Annotated in this window: 18 protein-coding genes, 1 tRNA gene and 1 pseudogene; 8 read left to right on the forward strand and 12 right to left on the reverse strand. The window is 70.4% G+C overall.

Annotation, left to right across the window (positions count from 1 at the left end; genetic code table 11):
* Positions 1-128 precede the first annotated feature (128 nt).
* On the reverse strand, positions 129-932 hold the full coding sequence (modA, locus tag ACFSOX_RS08095) for a molybdate ABC transporter substrate-binding protein (RefSeq protein ID WP_378477295.1): 804 nt from the start codon (positions 930-932) through the stop codon (positions 129-131).
* A gap of 180 nt (positions 933-1,112) precedes the next feature.
* Positions 1,113-1,598 carry a hypothetical protein gene (locus tag ACFSOX_RS08100; RefSeq protein ID WP_378477296.1) on the reverse strand — a complete coding sequence of 162 codons (486 nt, stop codon included), beginning with the start codon at positions 1,596-1,598 and terminating at the stop codon, positions 1,113-1,115.
* 371 nt (positions 1,599-1,969) lie between these two features.
* Here ACFSOX_RS08100 and ACFSOX_RS08105 point away from each other — a divergent pair, with 371 nt between their 5' ends.
* Positions 1,970-2,839, forward strand: a complete 870-nt coding sequence (locus ACFSOX_RS08105) for a TauD/TfdA dioxygenase family protein (protein ID WP_378477297.1) — start codon at positions 1,970-1,972, stop codon at positions 2,837-2,839.
* Between the two features lie 17 nt (positions 2,840-2,856).
* Positions 2,857-3,855, forward strand: coding sequence for a Bug family tripartite tricarboxylate transporter substrate binding protein (locus ACFSOX_RS08110; protein WP_378477298.1), 999 nt, complete (start codon positions 2,857-2,859; stop codon positions 3,853-3,855).
* A gap of 114 nt (positions 3,856-3,969) precedes the next feature.
* On the opposite strand, the pseudogene ACFSOX_RS08115 reads toward ACFSOX_RS08110, so the two are convergent.
* Both ACFSOX_RS08115 and ACFSOX_RS08120 read right to left on the reverse strand, forming a co-directional pair.
* A pseudogene (locus tag ACFSOX_RS08115) lies at positions 3,970-4,308 on the reverse strand (LLM class flavin-dependent oxidoreductase); the annotation flags it as partial.
* A 369-nt stretch (positions 4,309-4,677) separates the two neighbouring features.
* On the reverse strand, positions 4,678-4,959 hold the full coding sequence (locus tag ACFSOX_RS08120) for a DUF2312 domain-containing protein (RefSeq protein WP_378477299.1): 282 nt from the start codon (positions 4,957-4,959) through the stop codon (positions 4,678-4,680).
* Positions 4,960-5,157: 198 nt separating this feature from the next.
* Between ACFSOX_RS08120 and ACFSOX_RS08125 the strand changes: the two genes are divergently transcribed.
* Complete coding sequence (locus ACFSOX_RS08125) at positions 5,158-5,466, forward strand: hypothetical protein (RefSeq protein ID WP_378477300.1); 309 nt, start codon at positions 5,158-5,160, stop codon at positions 5,464-5,466.
* A gap of 38 nt (positions 5,467-5,504) precedes the next feature.
* On the opposite strand, the gene ACFSOX_RS08130 is transcribed toward ACFSOX_RS08125, so the two are convergent.
* A complete protein-coding gene (locus ACFSOX_RS08130; protein ID WP_378477301.1) occupies positions 5,505-7,136 on the reverse strand; it encodes a S8 family peptidase in 1,632 nt (543 codons plus the stop codon).
* Between the two features lie 877 nt (positions 7,137-8,013).
* The gene (locus ACFSOX_RS08135; protein ID WP_378477302.1) at positions 8,014-8,679 is read right to left on the reverse strand and encodes a hypothetical protein; all 666 of its coding nucleotides are present in this window, start codon (positions 8,677-8,679) and stop codon (positions 8,014-8,016) included.
* A 222-nt stretch (positions 8,680-8,901) separates the two neighbouring features.
* On the opposite strand from ACFSOX_RS08135, the gene ACFSOX_RS08140 reads away from it, so the two are divergent.
* From ACFSOX_RS08140 to ACFSOX_RS08160, 5 genes are all read left to right on the forward strand, one after another.
* A complete protein-coding gene (locus ACFSOX_RS08140; protein ID WP_378477444.1) occupies positions 8,902-9,666 on the forward strand; it encodes a potassium channel family protein in 765 nt (254 codons plus the stop codon).
* Between the two features lie 85 nt (positions 9,667-9,751).
* A tRNA-Ser gene (locus ACFSOX_RS08145) sits at positions 9,752-9,841 on the forward strand.
* Between the two features lie 1,092 nt (positions 9,842-10,933).
* Complete coding sequence (locus ACFSOX_RS08150; RefSeq protein WP_378477303.1) at positions 10,934-11,917, forward strand: quinone oxidoreductase family protein; 984 nt, start codon at positions 10,934-10,936, stop codon at positions 11,915-11,917.
* 100 nt (positions 11,918-12,017) lie between these two features.
* Positions 12,018-13,472, forward strand: a complete 1,455-nt coding sequence (locus ACFSOX_RS08155) for a TAXI family TRAP transporter solute-binding subunit (protein ID WP_378477304.1) — start codon at positions 12,018-12,020, stop codon at positions 13,470-13,472.
* Complete coding sequence (locus ACFSOX_RS08160) at positions 13,465-14,235, forward strand: potassium channel family protein (RefSeq protein WP_378477305.1); 771 nt, start codon at positions 13,465-13,467, stop codon at positions 14,233-14,235. Before ACFSOX_RS08155 ends, ACFSOX_RS08160 begins: the two co-directional genes overlap by 8 nt.
* Positions 14,236-14,271: 36 nt before the next feature.
* Here the strand turns inward: ACFSOX_RS08160 and ACFSOX_RS08165 are convergent, their stop codons facing one another.
* From ACFSOX_RS08165 to ACFSOX_RS08190, 6 genes are all read right to left on the reverse strand, one after another.
* Positions 14,272-14,463, reverse strand: coding sequence for a hypothetical protein (locus tag ACFSOX_RS08165; RefSeq protein WP_378477306.1), 192 nt, complete (start codon positions 14,461-14,463; stop codon positions 14,272-14,274).
* Positions 14,464-14,621: 158 nt separating this feature from the next.
* Positions 14,622-15,620, reverse strand: a complete 999-nt coding sequence (locus ACFSOX_RS08170; protein ID WP_378477307.1) for a branched-chain amino acid ABC transporter permease — start codon at positions 15,618-15,620, stop codon at positions 14,622-14,624.
* Positions 15,617-16,498, reverse strand: a complete 882-nt coding sequence (locus tag ACFSOX_RS08175) for a branched-chain amino acid ABC transporter permease (protein WP_378477308.1) — start codon at positions 16,496-16,498, stop codon at positions 15,617-15,619. The genes ACFSOX_RS08170 and ACFSOX_RS08175 overlap by 4 nt, the downstream gene beginning before the upstream one ends.
* 80 nt (positions 16,499-16,578) lie before the next feature.
* Positions 16,579-17,805 (reverse strand): ABC transporter substrate-binding protein, encoded by a 1,227-nt coding sequence (locus ACFSOX_RS08180; RefSeq protein WP_378477309.1) that lies wholly within the window; start codon positions 17,803-17,805, stop codon positions 16,579-16,581.
* Positions 17,806-17,895: 90 nt separating this feature from the next.
* Complete coding sequence (locus tag ACFSOX_RS08185; protein ID WP_378477310.1) at positions 17,896-18,600, reverse strand: ABC transporter ATP-binding protein; 705 nt, start codon at positions 18,598-18,600, stop codon at positions 17,896-17,898.
* Entirely contained in the window at positions 18,593-19,345 is a 753-nt protein-coding gene (locus ACFSOX_RS08190; RefSeq protein WP_378477311.1) for an ABC transporter ATP-binding protein, read from the reverse strand. Before ACFSOX_RS08190 ends, ACFSOX_RS08185 begins: the two co-directional genes overlap by 8 nt.
* Positions 19,346-19,644 lie beyond the last annotated feature (299 nt).

Below are 19,644 nucleotides of genomic sequence, written 5' to 3' on the forward strand. Positions count from 1 at the left end.
CGCCACCAACCGAGGCTCGCCGCATAAAGCACAATCCGTGCCGGACAGCCGTGGCGCGGACCCGGAAGTCCGGGGGGAGGCCCCGCGCCGGCTCTGGAGCAGCGCCTCTGGCGGGCGCGTGGGACGGCTCAGTGCCCGGCCGGCTTCAGTACCGTGAAGCCGCCCGCCTCGAACACGGCGCGGGCCTTGGGCTGCGACAGATAGGCGAAGAACTTCGCCGGGGCGTCGCCCTTGGCGGTCGCGGTCAGGGCGAACGGAAAGACGATCGGGGCATGCGAGTCGGCGGGAAACACGGCGACCACCTTCACGCGTGGCTCGACCTTGGCGTCGGTCTCGTAGACGATGCCGAGCGCCGCCTCGCCGCGCGCCACCAGCACCAGCGCGGCCCGCACGCTCTCCGCCTGCGCGAGCTTCGGCGCGACCTCGCCCCACAGGCCGAGCTTCGCCAGCGCCGCCTTGGCATACTTTCCGACCGGCACCGAGGCAACCGCGCCGGTGGCGAGCCGGCCGTCGCCGAGCGCCGCCTTCAGGCCGTCCCTGGTGAGATCGACGGTGGCGAGCTTGCCGTCGGTCGGCGCCACCACGACGAGGCGGTTGCCGAGCAGGCTGACGCGCGACTTCGGATCGATCAGCTTCTTCTGCTCGGCCCAATCCATCCAGTCGAGATCGGCGGAGGCGAACAGGTCGGCCGGCGCGCCCTGCTCCATCTGGCGGGCGAGCGTCGAGGAGGCCGCATAGGAGAACCGCACCGGCTGCCGGGTCTCCGCGGTGAAGTGCTTGGCGATGTCGTCGAGCGCATTCTGCAGCGAGGCGGCGGCGAACACCGTGACGGGCGCACCCGCCCCGGACGCGCTGTCCTGAGCCGCCGCGGGCAAGCCGGTCGGCACGGCGAGCAGCGCCGCGACGAGAGCGTGGACGAGCGGACGGATCATGGCAGGCTCTCCCGATGGGCGACCGCCGGACCGGCCGGTCGGCGCGAGCGATCCGCTCGCGAGGCCGAACGCGGCGGCAGGCACGATGCTGTATTTGACTTGATATAGCTAGCCCGACCAGGACGGGTCAAGCCGGCGACGTTCGCGGCGCGGCGCCGTCGAGGCGCGGGAGTCTCAGCGTCAGCCCGGGTCGAGCTGCAGCCACCAGTGCGGATCGATGCGCCGCTCGAGGATCATGCCGCGGCGACGCCGCTCGACCGCGCGCGCCGCCGCATCGAGATCGCCTGCCGTCTGCTCGGCCCAGGACACGGCCGGACCTCGCACATGACTCTTGCCCGAACCGCCGATGCCGAGACCCGCGGCGTAACGAACGAGCGTGATCCGGTCGCCGAGATTCACGACCGACACGATGCCGAGCTGCGTGGACAGGCGCCGATAGCGCGCGAGGCGATCCGCCGTGATGCCGGCGGCCTCGGGCGTCGGCGACTCGCTCCAGTCGGCACCGAAGCGCCGCAGCCCGCGATCCTCGGCCGGCATGTCGGCGAGCTCCTCGAAGCCGGCCCGATGCGTCTCGAAATGCGCCAGCATGGCCGCGTCGCTCGGCGGCCCCTCGTCCCCGTGCCCGCGCAGGAGCGCGCTCGCGGCGGCGACAGCGGCGAGGAGCACGCGTGCGAACCGACGACGTGACAGGCGGCGCATGGCGAGGATGATCACGGTTCCTCGCTTGGTCGCCGCCGACACCGTGCCGGTTCACGCTGCCGCGGGAACCATCCGGCACACCAGCGTACAGCGAGGCGCGACAGGTCACGAGCAGATCGTCTGTTCAATATCGCACGGATCAGCTCGACACGGGCGCATCGAGCCGGCGGCAGCGCATTTTTTGAGCGGAACAGCGTTTCTTTGCTCAGGACGAGCGTCCGGAGCCGCGTTATCATCGCGAGTGATCGCTCATAAGAAACGTCGCTCACGCGAAATGTCGAGGAACGCTCGGAGCAACGCCGTCGCGCAGGTCACCGCCCCCGAGGAGCCGAGCAGACATGAGTGGAACCGCTCATCTTCCCCAAATCGCCAAGGTCGCGTCGTCGTCGAAGGCCACGCTCTACAGCGCCATCACGGCCGTGCCCGTCAGCCCGCACATCGGCGCGGAGATTTCCGGCGTCGATCTCACCCGGCCGCTCGGTAACGAGCAGGTGAGCGCGCTGCACGACGCCTTCGCGCGTTATCAGGTTCTGTTCTTCCGCAATCAGAAGATCTCCTTCGAGGATCAGATTCGCCTGGCGAGCTATTTCGGATCCCTCGGTCGCCATGTCGGCGCCTCGACGATCAGCAAGAGCACCGAGAACGAGCTGGTGCGGAAATTCCATTACGACGAGACGTCCAAGCAGATCTCCGGCGAGAACTTCCACTCCGACCAGTCCTGCGCCGCGATGCCGCCGCTCGGCAGCATTCTCTACAATCACACGGTGCCGCCCGACGGTGGCGGCGACACGATGTTCGCGAGCATGTACGCCGCCTACGAGGCGTTGTCGCCGAACATGAAAGTCTATCTGAAGGGGCTGACGGCGACGCACGACGGTCGCCGCGTCTTCGGGCCGGGAACGCCCGTCTCGGTCCATCCGGTGATCACGCGCCACCCGGTCACGGGCCGGGAGGTGATCTTCGTCAACACCGACTTCACCTCGCATATCAACGAGCTGCCCCGCCTCGAGGGCGACCGGATCCTGCAGTTCCTGTTCGACCACTGCAACAAGCCGGAATGGACCTGCCGCTTCCGCTGGCAGCCGCACTCGATCGCGTTCTGGGACAATCGGTGCACGCATCACAAGGCGATCTGGGACTACTGGCCGAACGTCCGCTCCGGCTTCCGGGTCCAGATCGAAGGCACCGAAGCGCCGATGGCGGCCTGAGACGGCGGACACGCACCATGATCGTGAAGCTTCTCGCCGCGATGCTGGTCGCGACCGCACCGACGCTCGCCATCGCCCAGCCCCCGTCCGAGACGTCCGCCCTGGCAACGGAGGCTTATCCGTCGCGACCGTTGCGGTTCGTCGTTCCGTTCCCGCCGGGCGGCACGCTCGACGTGCTCGCCCGCACGATCAGCCACGAGCTGTCGGCCTCGCTCGGGCAGACGGTCGTCGTCGAGAACCGTCCCGGCGCCTCCGGGATGCTGGGCGCCGAGCTCGTCGCCCGTGCGGCGCCGGACGGGCACACGCTGATGATCGGATCGAACACGTTGGCGACCCTGCCGGCGCTGCGTGCCAATATGCCGATCGACATCTGGCGCGATCTCGCGCCCGTCGTCGCGCTGGGCAGCACGCCGACCCTGATCACGGTCCATCCGTCGTTTCCGGCACGCGACTTCGCCCAGTTCGTCGACGCCGTGAAGAAGAGCAGCGGCGGCGCGAGCTACAATTCGCCCGGCATCGCCTCGCCGCCGCATCTCGCCGGCGAGCTTCTGGCTCGGGCGGTCGACATCCCGCTGGTGCATGTTCCCTATCGCGGCACGCAGCCCGCCGTCACGGATCTGGCCGCCGGCCATATCCCGATCATGATGGCGCCGCTCAACGCCGTGATCGGCTTCGTGAACGACAAGAAGCTCGTGCCGATCGCCGTCACCGATGCGCGGCGGACCCGCTACCTGCCGGAGGTGCCCACCTTGCGCGAGCTCGGCGTCGCCGCGATGCCGCCCGTCACGTCCTGGTTCGGCATCTACACCACAGGCGGAACGCCACCGGCTGTGATCGCCCGGCTGAACGCCGAGATCGCGCGGATCATGCGGCTCGATCACGTCGCCGGGGCGCTCGAGGCGCAGACCTTCGAGATCGCCACCGGGACGCCCGACGAGATGGCCGCGGCGCTGCGGACGGAGGCGCTCCACAACGCCAGGATCGTCGCCGAGGCGAACATCCGCGTTTCTAACTGACGTCGACACGATCGCGCGCGCTCCGGGCCTCGGGCGCGCGCCCTCCGGCAACGTCCCTGATGCGGCGTTCGTCTGCTTCAAGGCGGGAGCGAGCTCGCGCAGGCCGACGCCGACCACGTGCTCGTTGAGCCGTTCGCCGGCGCCGAGCCCGAGCGTGAAGCGGCCGTCGCTCAGCAGCGCCACGGTGGCGGCGCCCTGCGCCACGATGGCCGGGTGATACCGGAAGGTCGGGCAGGTCACGGCCGTCATCGGCCCGGGCCTCTCCGTCGCCTGCGCGACGGCGCCGAGCACCGACCAGGCGCGCGGCGCGTGCCCGTGCTCGTCGCGCCACGGGAAGAAATGGTCGAAGATCGCCGCGAAGTCGAAACCGGCCGCCTCGGCGGCCCGGGCGTCACGGGCCCGGGCCTTGGGTCCGTGCTCCTCGGACATCCGCTCGTCGCCGAGCGTGATCATGTCGGTCGCGCCGGTCGTGTGAGCTGCATGCGGCGCGGTCGGCCGCACCGCTCCGGCAACGGTCTCGACAGGCCCGGGTTCGCGTAGCGCGTCGGCGGCGGCGATCGCTCCACCGGAAGACCGACGCGAGGGCCTCGAAGGAGACCTCGTGTCGCGGCGGGCGCGGCGCGACGCGCCGCGAACCGGAAACCAGCGCGGTCGAACAAGGTCGTCACCGTTCGGCCCCTGGTCCGAGGCTCTGTGGCGTGTCAGGCCCGCGGGTCGACGCGCTTCGTCCGCGGCACGCGACCCGAAACCACGCCCAAAAACAGAAATCCCCGGCCGGGCCGGGGATTTCGCCGTTTCTGCAGACGCCTCGAACGAAACGCGTCAGGCGGCCTTCTTCTTGGCGCCCGGGGTCGCCGCGTTGGTGATGGCCGTGAGGTAGAGGTCGAGCAGCGTCTCGCGCTCGTCCCGCTCCTTCTGGTCCTGCTTGCGGATGCGGATGACCTCGCGAAGGATCTTCACGTCGAAGCCGTTGCCCTTGGCCTCCAGGAAGATCTCCTTCTTGGCCTCGTTCAGCGCCTTGATCTCCTCGTCGATGGTCTCGATGCGCTCGATGATGGTGCGCAGCTGATCGCCGGCGATACCCGTGACGTCCGAACCGCTCATGGTTTACTCCTGGTCAACGCGACCTCTAAAACCTGCGCGATCCGGGGCCGTCCGGCAAGCCGCGCGCCGCTCTGTGGTTGACGTTTTACTAACGCTCGACGACCCTGATCTCCGGCGACGCCGCACCGGCATCGCCGGCGACGCACCGTGCATGGCGTCGCCGCGGCGCCCTCCCCGTCGGACCTTCGGCGAGCCCCCATGACCGAGCCCATGACCGATCTGATCACGAGAGACGAGTTCGACCAGCTCACGGCCCGCATCGGCATCCTCGAGCGCGAGGTCGACGGCGAGAAGCTGGTGACGCGGCACGTGCTCGCCGAGGCGCGCCGCACCAGCGACCGGGTCGCGGCGCTCGAGGCGCGGCTCGAGCGGATGGAGCGCAAGGTCGACGACATCGGCCGCCGCCTCGCCGAGCTCGACGGCAAGGTGACGGTGCTCACCACCACGCTGCCCGGCATCGTCGCCGACGCGCTGCGCGCCGCGCTGCGCGATCGCGACGGACGATGAGGCGCGTCGTCACTCGCCGAAAGGACCGGACCGACCGCCTACGGCACGGCCCGGCCCGTCGTGGCGGCGGGCCGTGGCGCCGTGCGGGTGGTGCTGCTCGGGACCGGTGTCGCGGCGGCTGCGGCCGCCGCGGCCGGGGTCTTCGGCTCGGCCGGCGTGCCGGAGACGACGGCCGGCGCCTCCGGCATCTCCGGCTCGTAGGTGAGCGCCTTCACCGGATCGACGAGGCCGGCGCCGGTCTCGGTCTCGCTCGTGCCGGTGATCGGCGCGGCGCTGCCGACCAGGATCGCACGCACCTCGTCCGGCGTCAGGTCCGGCCGCTTCTCGAGCACCAACGCGACGACGCCGCTGACATGGGCCGCGGCGATCGAGGTGCCGGTGGTGAGCTGGTAGGCGCCGCCGGGCGCCGGCGCGAGGATGTCGACGCCCGGCGCCGCCAGGGCGAGGTGCTTGCCGCGGTTCGCCTGGGGCAGCGGGGCGTCGGACCGGTCGGTGGCCGTCACGGCGATCACGTTCGGGTCGGCGGCCGGATAGAGCGGCGGCGAGGTCGGCCCGGCATTGCCGGCGGCGGCGACCAGCACGATGCCCTTGTCGTAGGCCTCCTGCAGCTTGCGCTCGATCATCACGTCGTGCGGACCGGCGAAGCTCATGTTGATGACGCGCACGCCGCGCCGCATGGCGTGGTCGATCCCTTTGAGGATCTGGAACGTGGTCGCCTCCGGGGCGGTGCTGCGCTCGTCGAACGCCTTCACGGCGACGATCGAGGCGTCGGGCGCGATGCCGCGCAGCCGGTACTTCGCCACGATGGCGCCCGCCATGCCGGTGCCGTGCAGATGCGGCTTCGCCGGCGTGCCGCTCGGATCGAAGCGCTCGGTGACGGCGCCGTGCATGTCGGGATGGCGGGCGTCGACGTCGGAGTCGATCACGGCGATGGCGACGTTGCGGCCGCGCGCCTGCGCGTGCGCCTCGGCGAGCTTCAGCTTCTCGATCACGTATTGGCCGGGATCGCCTGCCGGCAGCGGCTGCTCAAGCGCCGCCGCCGCGGCCGGCTGCGGCCCGGCGGATGCGGCAGCCGGCGGGGTCGTGACGGCCGGCGCGATCGGCACGGCGGGCTGAACAGCCGGCACGGCCGGTGACACAACCGGCACGGCCGGTGAAGCAACCGGCACGGCGTCCGCCTGATCGAGCCGGTACACATAGTTCGGCTGCGCGGCGGCGACGACCTGCTCGCGCTCGAGATTGCGGATCACGTCGCGGATGTCGCGGCCGTCGGCGGTGCGGAAGTGGTAGAGCGTGCGGCCCGCCCCGTCGAAGCCGTGCGACGCCACCATGGTGATGCCGTGCTTGCGGGCGGCCGCCTCGATCTGGGCGCGCGGCACCGTATCGGCGACCTGGACGACGATCTCGCGCGGGACGAAGCGGGTCTCGTCGCGCGGCGGCAGGCCCGAATAGAGGCGCTCGTGCGCGGTGCGGCCGATGCCGAGCCCCGGCGGCGGCCCGACCGGGCGCGGCGGCGGCACGTAGAAGCGATGCCGCATGGTCGCCCAGGCGGCGGCCGCCGGCGAGCGGAAGCCGCCATAGGGACCGGCACCCGGACCGCCGGGGCGGCCCGGTCCGGCGACACCCGGTCCGCCGAAGCCCGGTCCGCCGAAGCCGGGGCGGCCTGCCACGCCGAGTCCCGGGCGGCCGGGTGCGACCGGACGAATCGTCGCGAGCCCCGAGCCGCCGGGCGGCCGGATGTCCGGCCGACCGGGGCCGGGCGGGGCGAAGCCCGGGCGGCCTCCGGGTCCGGTCCGCGGGCCGAGAGCGGCGCGGCCGGGGGCACCCGGAGCACCGGCACCCGGAGCGGCGGCCCCCGGACCCGTGCCACCCGGCCCGGCGGCATTGCGCGGCAGCGGAGCGCCTGTCGCGGGGGCGAGCGCGGGCCGGTCGGCGCCGGGGGGCGCGACGGCCGGGCGACCGGCGAAGGGTCGCGCGACGACGGGGCGTCCGCCGAAAGCCCGTCCGCCGAAGCGGCCCGGCGCGTAGCCGGCCGGCGGCCCGTAGGGACGGCCGATCACGGCCGGCGCGCCGGGCGGCCGCTGGACGGCCGGCGACCCCTGCACGGGCGGGGCGGGAAGGACACGCTGCGGCTGCCCCGGATAGACGCGCGGCGGCGTCGGCACGGCCCGGAGCGGCCGGGTCGCGCCGGGGCGATCGCGTGGATCGGAACGTGACTCGAATCGCGGGTCGGCCGGCTGTGCCGCCGCGCCGAGCCCGCCGATCCCGGCCAGCACCGCCGCAAACGCCAAAAGCCGGAGCGCCTTGCCGCCCCCGGCCCCGAAAATTCCTCGCACCGGACCCGTCGTCACGACCCCTGCCCCGCCGTCTCGCCCGCGGCCGTGCGGCCGCCCTGGCGTCGATCGGCCGACCATGCGCCGAGATTGTGACGCCGGCGGGCCGCCATCGTGTCGGCCGGCAGGCGGGCGGTCGGCACAGCAGGACGCGGACGTCGGGGTGCGGCGATCCGGGCGCAGAGACCCGGGTGCAGAGATCAGGGCGTGGACGTCACGGCTCCGGCCGCAGCACGTCGCGGCCGGCGAGCAGCGCCTGGACGAGGCCGCCCTCGCCATGCGTGCAGGCGACCGTGCCGTCGCCCCGAAAGAACGCGGCGCGCAGCTCGGGCTTCACCTCGTCGACCCACCGGCTCTTGCGCAACGCCACCCGAGCCTGCGCCGATCCGTTCCAGCCGCGCCGCGCCAGAACCTCGCCCACGACCGTCGCGACGGCGCCGTCGTCGACGATCATGCGACCGGCATGCACGTCGCCGCCGACATGCAGGAAGCCCTCCTCGCCGGTCGCCACGACGAGGTCGGCCGTGACGTGGCGGTCCACCACGAGATCCATGGCGCCGACCGCGACGGCGCGACAATGCAGGCTGCCGCGCACCCACAGGAAGCCGGGCGTCGCGCCGGCACGCCGGCTGACGATGGTGCCGAACAGCTCGAGATCGCCGTCGACCACGATGCCGGCGACGCTGGCGGCGACCATCCCGTCCATGTCGAGATCACCGGCCGAGACGGCGTGATTGCCGGCATACCGCACCACCAGGAGCGACGGTCGCGGCGACGCGATGACGATGTCGTCGAGCGTCGTGCGGTCGCCGAAATGGGCGTCGAGATCGAGCCCTTCGCGCGCCTCGTCGAGCGGAACCGAGATGAAGCCGAAGGCCATGCCGTCCCCATGGCGGTGAGCACCGGGGAATTGGTCGCCGCGCAGTCGTTCGAGGTTCAGGCCGCGGCCGGCCCGCCCGTGCCGACCCCCGGCCGAGGCCGGCGACTTCGCCCCGGCCCGGCCGCCTGCTACCATGACGCCAGGAGCGCGCCCTTGACCCCCGACACCTCCATCCCCGCCTCGTCTCGCCCGAAGAGCCGTCGCCTCGCCGGCCCGCGCCGGCTGATCGCCCGGCTGCGCGATCTCTACGAGGCCGACACGCCGGAGGCGCACCGCTTCCGCTACGTGCTGCTCGGCTTCGATCTGTTCACGGTGCTGTTCATCGTCGTCACGTCGTTCCTGCCGCGCACCGACCTGGTCGAGCGGCTCGACGTGCTGTTCGGCCTCGTGATCCTCACCGACTTCCTGGTGCGGCTCGCGATCTCGCGGCGCCCGCTGCGCGACCTCCTGCATCCGGCGACCTGGGCCGACATCGCCGCGATCGTCTCGTTCCTGGCGCCGCTGGTCGGCGAGGGCGCCGGCTTCCTGCGGGTGCTGCGCACCGTGCGGCTCCTGCACACCTATCAGCTGCTCGCGCGCCTGCGCGTCGACAGCCCGTGGTTCCGCCGCAACGAGGATGTGATCCTCGCCACCGTGCATCTCAGCGTCTTCATCTTCGTGATGACGGGAATCGTCTACGAGACCCAGCACGCGACCAATCCGGCGATCGCCAACTACGCCGACGCGCTCTACTTCACCGTGACGGCGCTCACCACCACGGGCTTCGGCGACATCACGCTTCCCGGCACGTCGGGACGGCTGATCTCGGTCGTGATCATGATCCTCGGCGTGACGCTGTTCTTCAACCTGGCCCGCGCCCTGCTGCAACCCACCAAGGTGCGCTTCACCTGCCCGAATTGCGGCCTGATGCGCCACGACCCCGACGCCGTCCACTGCAAGGCCTGTGGCGTCGTGCTGAACATCCCGGACGAGGGCCAGCGGTTCTGAGACGGGTGCGCGCCGCCCGACCGCGGCGCGGAAAACTTGACGCCCCGCCGAAAGCGGGAAACAAGAGCCGGCGCCTCGCGGCATCGGACGGGTGGCCGAGTGGTTGAAGGCAGCGGTCTTGAAAACCGCCAGAGGCGCAAGTCTCTCGTGGGTTCGAATCCCACCCCGTCCGCCACCCCGAACGCCACACCGAACGCCCCGCCGCCCGCCGCGTAACCACGCCGCGAAAATCGCCGGGCGCGACGTGTCGCCGACCCGGTTCGACTCGACTTCCGCGGGCTGTTGGGGAAGACTGCGCGCCGACGGTCGGCGCGTGCCCGTGCGCCTCTCGCGCGCATCCCTCGGCGCAAAAAAAAGAGGCCGCGCGGCGTGAACGTCGGCGGCCCGAAGTCTAGGGAGGAAACGCCCAAGGAGGGCACCGTCGGCCGTCGGCCAGCGGCGTGTCTGCATACGTTGCCGCGACGCGCTGCACATCCGGCAAGTCCCGTAGTTCAAAGGGCTAATCGGCCCGATCGTCACTCCGAAGCCACACCTTTCCGCAGCTTCCGGGCGATAGGATAAAGCGACTCTTACGGGCCATAAGCGCATTCGGTCGAACGTGATAACGACCGGGCAGGATCTCATAACGTCGCGTGCAGAATCATTTTCGTCCGACACCGCGTCGGGCCGTGTCGGCGATGCCGGCGGGCGAATCAGGCCACGCGACTCATGTCGCGTGCGTCGCCGCGTCGCGGCCGTCCGCGATCCGAAGCCATCGAAGGAAGACGATCATGGACGGCCGGGACGAGCCCGGCCGAGACGGAGGAGCGTGCCCCCTGACGGATCGTGACGGCGACCGCGGGTGCCACGCGACGGAGGTCGAGCCGGGTCCGAGGCCAATCATGCGCGGCATACAAGAAAAGGGGTGGTCCGCGAGGACCACCCCTTTCGTGTCGCACCACTCACCCCCGTGAAGCGGCGCAACGAGGCCTTTCTAGAAGCTCGAGACGTGTCGGACTTTGACACAGATCAGAGAGACGCATTTTTCCGATCGCCTCCCGACCCGCCGCGACAACGTCGCCGTGCGGCAGGCGGAGCGGCTCGCGGTCCGCGCGCCGTCACCCACCGCACCGCGGCACGACCTCGGCCCGTCGGTTTTCACATGGCACGCCCCCGCCGGTGCGCGTTCCCGCGGGCCGCGAGATCGGTGACACTCCGGCTCCGTCGGCCCGCACATCCGCACAACAACCCGCCGCGGCGCCGGATCCCTGGAACGGTCGGAGGAACCATGAGCAGCAAGGCACGGGTGGTGAGATACGCGCAGCCGGGCGGCCCCGAGGTTCTGGCGATGGAGACGATCGACCTCGCCGACCCGGGCCCGGGCGAGGTGCAGATCCGCCAGTCCGTCGTCGGGCTCAACTACCAGGACTGCTACTTCCGCTCCGGCTTCTATCCGGCCCCGCTGCCCGGCGCGGTCGGCACCGAGGCGGCCGGCACGGTCGAGAAGGTCGGCGCCGGCGTCACCGCGTTCGCGGTCGGCGACCGCGTCGTCTATGCGGGCGGCGCGTCGGGCTCCTACGCGGACCTGCGCAACATGCCGATCGAGCGGGTGCTGAAAATCCCGGCCGGCGTGTCGGAGGCGGATGCCGCCGCGCTCCTGATGAAGGGCATGACGGTCGAGTATCTGATCACGCGCTGCTATCCGATCAAGCAGGGCGAGTGGGTGCTGTTCTGGGCCGCCTCGGGCGGCGTCGGCCTGATCGCCGGCCAGTGGGGTCGGCATCTCGGCGCCCGCATGATCGGGGTCGCGGCCGGCGAGGAGAAGTGCCGGCTCGCCCGCGAAAACGGCTACGAGGTGGTGATCGACCGCACCCGCGAGGACGTCGCAGCGCGCGTCAAGGAGATCACCGGCGGGGCGGGCGTGCCGGTCGTCTACGATTCGGTCGGCAAGGCGAGCTTCGACGCCTCGATCGCGTCGCTGGCGCCGCGCGGCTATTTCGTTTCGTTCGGCACGACGACGGGCGCGCCGCCGCCGGTCGAGGCCGGCCTCCTGCAGAAGAAGGGCTCGCTCTACTTCACCCGGCCGACCCTCGCGACCTACTGCGCGACCCGCGACGAGATCGCGATGTCGGCCGGCAAGCTGTTCGATCTGGTCGCCGCCGGCGCGATCAAGGCGCATGTCGGCCGGCGCTACCGGCTCGACGAAGCGGTCGAGGCGCATCGCGACCTCGAGGCGGGCAAGACCATCGGCTCGTCGCTGCTGATCCCCTGAGCGGCCCGGCCGGCCTGTCGGCCTCTCGACAGGTCGGGCAAACCGCACGATACCTTCGGGCGGTGGATCGGCTCCCGGTCCGCACGTCCGGAGGACACCGATGGACCATGGACAGTTCCAGAAGGTCGCCGGCGTGGCGGCCGGTGCCGCCGTGGTGGCCGGCATCGCGGCGGTCGCCACCGGACGGCTGCCGCGCTGGCTGCGCATCACCGTCGTGCTGGGGGTGACCATGCTCGCCGTCGCGGGCGGCCTGTGGGGGTGGCGCTACGTCACCGCGCCGAAGACCCTGACGGTCGCCACCGGATCGCTGGGCGGTGAGACCCCCAAGGTGGTGACGGCGCTCGCGGCGCGGCTCGCCGCCGCCAAGGCGCCGGTGCGGCTCCAGGTGATCGACAAGGGCAGCGTGCTCGACGCCACCGAGGCCTTCTCGTCCGGCGAGGTCGACCTCGTGGTCGGCCGCTCCGACGTCGGCGACCTCGGCGACGCGCGCGCCGTCGTCGTCGTGTCCAACATCGTCGTGCTGCTGGTGACGCCGCCGGGCAGCAAGATCACCGAGATCGCCGAGCTGAAGGGCAAGACCGTCGGGGTGATCAGCGGCCCGGTCAACCGCGCGGTCGTCGCCGCACTCGAGCGCGAATACGACCTCGACCACCTCAAGGTGACGTTCCGCGACCTCGTCGTCACCGACGCGCCGGCGGCGGTCGCCTCCAAGCAGGTCGCCGCCATCCTGGTGGTGATGCCGCTGACCGAGAAGTACCTGACCCTGCTGCGCAGCCTGTTTCCGACCAGCCGCCAGTCGCCCGGCCTGATCCCGATCGAAGCTGCCGGCGCCATCGCGGCGGTGTCGCGCGCCTTCGAGAGCTACGACGTGCCCAAGGGCACGCTGCGCGGCTCCCCCCCGGTCCCGGACGACGACCTGACGACGCTGCGCGTGCCGGTGCATCTGCTGATCCGCAAGACGGTCGACGAGGATACGGTCGCGGCGCTCGCCAAGGCCATCATGGACGTCCGCCGCGATCTCGTCGGCGAGTACCCGCTGCTCGCCCAGATCGCCGCGCCGAGCACCGACAGCGACGCCTTCGTGCCGATCCACCCGGGCGCCGCCGCGTATTTCGACGGCGACGTGAAGACCTTCTTCGACAAGTGGGGCGACCAGATCTTCTACGGCTCGATGCTGCTCGGCGGCCTCACCTCGGTGGCGGCGGCGGCCTGGCGCTTCATGGCGCGCGACCTCGGCCGCGAGATCAACGCGCTCGCCGGCCTGCGCGGCTTCTCCGAGCGGATCGAGGCGGCCGCGGACGAGCCCGCGCTCACCGGCATCGAGCGGCAGATCGATGCGATCCTGCACGCCGAGCTCGACCGCATCGCGACGCGCGACCCTGACGCCGCCGACCCGGCGGCGCTGTCGCTCGCCATCCACCGGCTGGAGCGGCTGATCGCGCGGCGCCGAGCGGCCCTCGCCGGGACGCCGCCGGCGGCGCCGTCGGGACCGCCCCCGGGATCGACCACGGCCGATACGGCCGGCCCCGCCGTCGCCGAGCCGCAGCATGCATGAGCCGGCGAGCGCCCGCGCGATGCGCGGCTTCCGGGCGCGGCTGCAGCGCGCCCAGGCGCGCTGGAGCGATCAGCTCCTCACCGTGCTGATGGTGCTGATGCTGCTCCTGTTCTTCGTCGCCGTGCCGCTGCAGGCGACGGGCTCGGAGCCGGGGCAGATGCTGGGCGCCGTCGTGCTGCTCGGCATCATGGCGTGTGCCCTGGTGATGTCGGGCAATCCGTGGGTGTTCGCGCTGCTCCTGGTCGGCCTGGTGATGAACGGCACCGCCGTGGTGCTGCGCCTGCACACGCCGTCCCGGATGGACATCATGCTCGCCGCCGGCGGCTGGCTCGTCCTGTCCGTGGTGCTCGGTTCGGTGGTCGCGCGGCTGGTGTTCGGCCCCGGCCGGGTGAACACCCACCGGGTCATCGGCGCCGTGCTGCTCTATCTGCTGGTCGCGGCCGCCTTCGTGGCCGTCTTCGCCTTCGTCGGCCTGTTCATCCCGACCGCCTTCGCCGGGCTCGAGATCGTCGACAGCCCGAGCAACGCCAGCAACCTGATCTATTTCAGCTTCGTCACCCTGACCTCGACCGGCTACGGCGACATCGCCCCGGTGCATCCGATCGCCCGGGCGTGCTGCAACATCGAGACGATCATCGGCCAGCTCTATCCGGCGACCCTGCTGGCCCGGCTGGTGACCCTGGAGCTGGAGCACCGGCGCGAGCGCGTCGCCGGCCGCGACGCCTCGCGCGGCGAGCATCCGGGACGGCCGCGCAGGGACTGACTGCGGGTCCGCGGCGGCGCCGATCCGGATCCCGTCCTAATCGCCCGCGGCCAGCATGCGGTGGCCGTGCTCGGTCAGCCGGTCGTGGTGGTCGATCAGCCCGTGGTCGCGCAACCCGTCGACCACCCAGGCGTGGAGCGTGGCGGCGTGCCCGTGGGCGACGCGCGCGAGGTAGTGGCACATGTCGGACGTCGGCATGAACGCGACCAGATCGCTGCGCTGAAGCACGGGGAAGCTCCTGCTCGGGTGGCACACGCACAAGATGGTACCGATTTCACGCCGCAGCGCAACACTTTTGTTCGTAAGAGGCTTACGATCTGTAATATTCTTGCCCGCACTGCACCATAAGCGCCGCCCCTACCACCCGCCTCCACGGTGTCGATCGGCTACTCGGCCGGCGCCTCGTGCCCGACCGCCGCGTCGCGCCCCGCCCGCCGCCGCGCGACGGCGACGATCTCGCCGACGATGCCGCGGCGAAACAGCAGCACGGTGAGCACGAAGATGCAGCCCTGCGCCACCAGCACCCACTCGCCGAAGCCCGTGAAGGTGTTCTGCATGACGACGATCACGGCGGCGCCGACGATCGGCCCGAACACCGTGCCCATGCCGCCGACCAGCGTCATCAGCACCACCTCGCCCGACATGTGCCAGCCGACGTCGGTGAGCGAGGCGAGCTGGAACACCAGCGCCTTGGTGGCGCCGGCGAGGCCGGAGAGCGCCGCCGACAGCACGAAGGCGATCAGCTTGAAGCGGTCGACCGCATAGCCGAGCGAGACGGTGCGGGGCTCGTTCTCGCGGATCGCCTTGAGCACCTGCCCGAACGGCGAATGAATCGTGCGCCAGATGATCAGGAAGCCGATCGCGAAGATCGCCAGCACGAGGTAGTACAGCGAGACGTCGCCGGAGATGTCGATCAGGCCGAACAGCGGGCGCCGCGGGATGGCCTGGATGCCGTCCTCGCCGCCCGTGAACGGCGCCTGCAGGCAGAAGAAGAACACCATCTGGGCGAGCGCCAGCGTCACCATGGCGAAATAGATGCCCTGGCGGCGGATCGCGATGGCGCCGGCGACGAGCCCGAGCCCGGCCGCGACCGCGGTGCCGGCGAGGATCCCGAGCTCGGTCGAGAGCCCCCAGGACTTCACCGTATAGCCCGACACGTAAGCCGCGAATCCGAAGAACATCGCGTGGCCGAACGACAGGAGCCCGCCGTAGCCGATCAGAAGGTTGAAGGCGCAGGCGAACAGCGCGAAGCACAGCACCTTCATCAGGAGGACCGGGTAGACGACGAAGGGCGCGACGAGAAGCGCCGCGATCAGCACCGCGAAGACGATGATCTCGACGTTGCGGCCGTTGCCGTTCGCGGCCCTGCGGCTCGTGCTGGTCATCGCGGCGTTCCGAACAGGCCCTGCGGGCGCACCATGAGGACGATCGCCATGATGACGAAGATGACGGTGGCCGAGGCCTCCGGCCAGAACACCTTGGTGAGGCCTTCGACGACACCGAGCCCGAATCCGGTGACGATCGAGCCGGCGATCGAGCCCATGCCGCCGATGACGACGACGGCGAACACCACGATGATCAGGTTCGAGCCCATGGTCGGGTTGACCGTGTAGATCGGCGCGGCGAGCACCCCGGCCAACGCCGCGAGCCCGACGCCGACGCCGTAGGTCAGCGTGATCATGCGCGGCACGTTGATGCCGAAGGCCTGGACGAGCTCGGGACGCTCGGTGGCGGCCCGCAGATAGGCGCCGAGCTTGGTGCGCTCGATCGTGAACCAGGTGACCAGGCACACGGCGAGCGAGAAGACGACCACCCAGCCGCGGTACCAGGGCAGGAACATGAAGCCGAGATTCTGCCCGCCGGGAATCGGGTTGGCGTAGGGCAGCCCGGACGATCCGTATTGCTGGCGGAACAGCCCCTCGATGATCAGGGCGAGCCCGAAGGTGAGCAGGAGCCCGTAGAGATGATCGAGATGATAGAGCCGCGAGATCAGGAGGCGCTCGATGACGATGCCGGTCGCCCCGACGATCACGGGCGACAGCGCCAGCGCGCCCCAATACGGGATGCCGGCGTATTGGAGCAGCATCCAGGCCACGAAGGCGCCCATCATGTACTGGGCGCCGTGGGTGAAATTGATCACGTTCATCAGGCCGAAGATGATCGCGAGCCCGAGCGACAGGAGCGCATAGAACGCCCCGTTGATCAGCCCCAGCAGGAGCTGACCCATCAGGGCCTGGGGCGGCACGCCCAACAGCTCGAACATGTCTGCGTCACCTCGACTCTCGTTCTCTTACCTCTCCCCGCGTGCGGGGAGAGGGAACGCAGGCTTCGCTGACGCCAGTCTCACTTCACCAGCGGGCAGCCGCCTTCGGCGAGCGGCCGGAAGGCTTCCGCGGCCGGGATCACGGCGCGCACCTTGTGGTAGTCCCACGGACCCTTGCTCTCCTCCGGCTTCTTCACCTCGACCAGCAGCATGTCGTGGATCTTGCGGCCGTCGGCCCGGATCGTGCCTTTGCCGAACAGCTTGTCGTCGGTCGGCATCTCCTTCATCTTGGCCACCACCTTGGCGCCGTCGGCGTCGGAGCCGAGCGCATGCACGGCCTTGAGGTAATGCATCACGGCCGAGTAGACGCCGGCCTGCACCATGCTCGGATGGTTGCCTTTGTTGGCCGCCGCGAACTCCTTGGCGAAGGCGCGGTTCGCGTCGCTCGTGTCCCAGTACCAGGCCTCGGTGAAGATCAGGCCCTGCGCGGTCTTCAGGCCGAGCGCATGCACGTCGGTGATGAAGACCAGCAGGCCGGCGAGGTTCTGGCCACCCTGGACGATACCGAACTCGGACGCCTGCTTGATCGAGTTGATGGTGTCGGCGCCGGCATTGGCGAGCCCGATCACCTGCGCCTTGGAGGCTTGCGCCTGCAGCAGGAAGGACGAGAAGTCCTGGGCCGGGAACGGGTGGCGCACCTTGCCCAGCACCTTGCCGCCCATCTGCTCGACGACCGCGGCGGTGTCGCGCTCGAGCGCATGGCCGAAGGCGTAGTCGGCGGTGAGGAAGTACCAGGTCTTGCCGCCCTGCTTGACGATGGCGCCCCCGGTGCCGTGCGCCAGCGCCCAGGTGTCGTAGGTCCAGTGGACGAAGTTCGGCGAGCAGGCGCTGCCGGTGAGCTCGGACGCGGCGGCGCCGGAGTTGAGGAACACCTTGTTCTTCTCGCGGGTGATCTGATTGACGGCGAGCGCCACCGAGGAGGTCGGCGTGTCGACGATCACGTCGACCTGCTCGACGTCGTACCAGCGCCGCGCCACGCCCGAGCCGATGTCGGCCTTGTTCTGGTGGTCGGCGAAGATCACCTCGATCTTCTCGAAGCACTTCTGCTCCTTGCAGAAGTCCTCGACGGCCTTCTTGGCGGCGAACACCGAGCCCTGGCCCGACAGATCCGCATAGGTGCCGGACTGGTCGTTGAGGACGCCGATCTTGATGACGCCGTCGCTCATCTGGGCGCTCGCCGGGCCGCCGAAGGCGACCGCGAGCGCCGCGGCGGCGAGGCTTCCGAGCAGCATGGACTTGATCTTCATCTGATTTCCTCCGGATCTTTTCTGGTCGCTTGGTCGCTTGGTCGCTTGGTCGATTGTCGGCCGGGCGGGACGGAACCACCGCGAGTCCGCTCAGACGCCCAGATAGGTCTTCAGCTTCTCCCGGTTCTGCTCGAGCGAGGCGTTGGGAATCATGTCGATCACCTGACCGTGCTCGACGACGTAGTGACGATCCGCCACCGTCGCGGCGAAGTGAAAGTTCTGCTCCACCAGCAGCACCGTGAAGCCGTGCTCGCGCAGCATCCGGATGGTCGCCCCGATCTGCTGGACGATCACGGGCGCGAGCCCCTCGGTCGGCTCGTCGAGCAGAAGGAGGTCGGCGCCGGTGCGCAGGATTCGGGCGATCGCCAGCATCTGCTGCTCGCCGCCGGAGAGCTTCGTCCCCTGGCTCGCCGAACGCTCGCGCAGGTTCGGGAACAGGCGGTAGATCGCCTCGAGGTCGAGCCCCCCGGCTTTCACGCGTGGTGGCAGGAGCAGATTCTCCTTCACCGAGAGGCTGGCGAAGATGCCGCGCTCCTCCGGACAGATGGCGATGCCGGCGCGGGCGATGGCGTTGGACTTGAGGTTGATCAGCTCGCGGCCGTCGTACCTCACCGAGCCGGTGCGCTTCGCCAGCATGCCCATCACGGCCCGCATGGTCGTCGTCTTGCCGGCCCCGTTGCGGCCGAGCAGCGTCACCACCTCGCCGCGGGCGACATCGAAGCTCATGCCGTGCAGGATGTGGCTCTCGCCGTACCAGCCTTCGAGGTCGCGGACCTGGAGCAGCGGGTCAGCCATGGCCGGTCCCCATATAGGCCTCGACCACGGCCGGATCCGACGACACCTCCGCGTAGGAGCCTTCGGCGAGGATCTCGCCGCGGGCCAGCACGGTGATGCGGTCCGACAGATCCGCGACGACCGAAAGATTGTGCTCGACCATCAGCACGGTGCGGTTCTCGGCGACACGCAGGATCAGGTCGGAGATGCGCTTGATGTCCTCGCGGCCCATGCCGGCCATCGGCTCGTCGAGCAGCAGCATCTCGGGATCGAGCGCCAGCGTCGTCGCGATCTCCAGCGCCCGCTTGCGGCCGTAGGGCAGCTCGCCGGCGGTGAGCCGCGCATAGGAGGCGACGCCGACCTGCTCCAGCAGGTCCATTGCCTGGTCGTCGAGCACCTCGACCGACGTCTCCGGCTTCCAGAAGTGATACGACGTGCCGAGCCGGCGCTGCAGCGCCACGCGCACGTTCTCCAGCACGGTGAGATGCGGGAACACGGCGGAGATCTGGAACGAGCGCACGAGCCCCATCCGCGCGACGTCGTGCGGCTTCGCCGCCGTGATGTCGCGGCCGTTGTAGAGAATCTTTCCGGTGGTCGGTTGGAGGAACTTGGTGATCAGGTTGAAGCAGGTCGTCTTGCCGGCCCCGTTGGGGCCGATGAGGGCGTGGATGGTGCCGCGGGCGACCTTCAAGCCGACCCCGTTGACGGCCCGGAATCCCTTGAACTCCTTCGTCAGGTTCTCGGTCTCGATGACCCAGTCCGACATGGGCCGATCCACTCGGCTGTCGTCAGCGGGCCGGCCGGCCGCGGCACGCCGCGAACGGGTGCGTCGCGAACGGGTGAACGACGTCCGGCTGCGGCGACGAGAGCCGCGCGAGCCCACACCGAGGATGCAATTCGAGTGTCCGGCGACACGTCACGCCGCGTCTCCTCCCTGGAAGGGGCGGTCCGGTTCGGCCGCCCTCGTGTTCTCGTTGTCGGTGATCCGACCAGATCGGTGATCCGACCAGATCGGTGATCCGACGAGAATCTTTTTGATGCCGCGCCGGCGCCCCCGGTGGGTGC

This window comes from Rhodoplanes azumiensis (genome assembly GCF_042682915.1).
Lineage (GTDB): Bacteria > Pseudomonadota > Alphaproteobacteria > Rhizobiales > Xanthobacteraceae > Rhodoplanes > Rhodoplanes azumiensis.

Excerpts from the sequence above, each read along its gene's own strand:
- modA (WP_378477295.1), bottom strand. The coding sequence starts at position 932 with ATGATCCGTCCGCTCGTCCACGCTCTCGTCGCGGCGCTGCTCGCCGTG.
- ACFSOX_RS08105 (WP_378477297.1), top strand. The coding sequence starts at position 1,970 with ATGAGTGGAACCGCTCATCTTCCCCAAATCGCCAAGGTCGCGTCGTCG.
- ACFSOX_RS08110 (WP_378477298.1), top strand. The coding sequence starts at position 2,857 with ATGATCGTGAAGCTTCTCGCCGCGATGCTGGTCGCGACCGCACCGACG.
- ACFSOX_RS08120 (WP_378477299.1), bottom strand. The coding sequence starts at position 4,959 with ATGAGCGGTTCGGACGTCACGGGTATCGCCGGCGATCAGCTGCGCACC.
- ACFSOX_RS08125 (WP_378477300.1), top strand. The coding sequence starts at position 5,158 with ATGACCGAGCCCATGACCGATCTGATCACGAGAGACGAGTTCGACCAG.
- ACFSOX_RS08135 (WP_378477302.1), bottom strand. The coding sequence starts at position 8,679 with ATGGCCTTCGGCTTCATCTCGGTTCCGCTCGACGAGGCGCGCGAAGGG.
- ACFSOX_RS08150 (WP_378477303.1), top strand. The coding sequence starts at position 10,934 with ATGAGCAGCAAGGCACGGGTGGTGAGATACGCGCAGCCGGGCGGCCCC.
- ACFSOX_RS08155 (WP_378477304.1), top strand. The coding sequence starts at position 12,018 with ATGGACCATGGACAGTTCCAGAAGGTCGCCGGCGTGGCGGCCGGTGCC.
- ACFSOX_RS08160 (WP_378477305.1), top strand. The coding sequence starts at position 13,465 with ATGCATGAGCCGGCGAGCGCCCGCGCGATGCGCGGCTTCCGGGCGCGG.
- ACFSOX_RS08170 (WP_378477307.1), bottom strand. The coding sequence starts at position 15,620 with ATGACCAGCACGAGCCGCAGGGCCGCGAACGGCAACGGCCGCAACGTC.
- ACFSOX_RS08175 (WP_378477308.1), bottom strand. The coding sequence starts at position 16,498 with ATGTTCGAGCTGTTGGGCGTGCCGCCCCAGGCCCTGATGGGTCAGCTC.
- ACFSOX_RS08180 (WP_378477309.1), bottom strand. The coding sequence starts at position 17,805 with ATGAAGATCAAGTCCATGCTGCTCGGAAGCCTCGCCGCCGCGGCGCTC.
- ACFSOX_RS08185 (WP_378477310.1), bottom strand. The coding sequence starts at position 18,600 with ATGGCTGACCCGCTGCTCCAGGTCCGCGACCTCGAAGGCTGGTACGGC.
- ACFSOX_RS08190 (WP_378477311.1), bottom strand. The coding sequence starts at position 19,345 with ATGTCGGACTGGGTCATCGAGACCGAGAACCTGACGAAGGAGTTCAAG.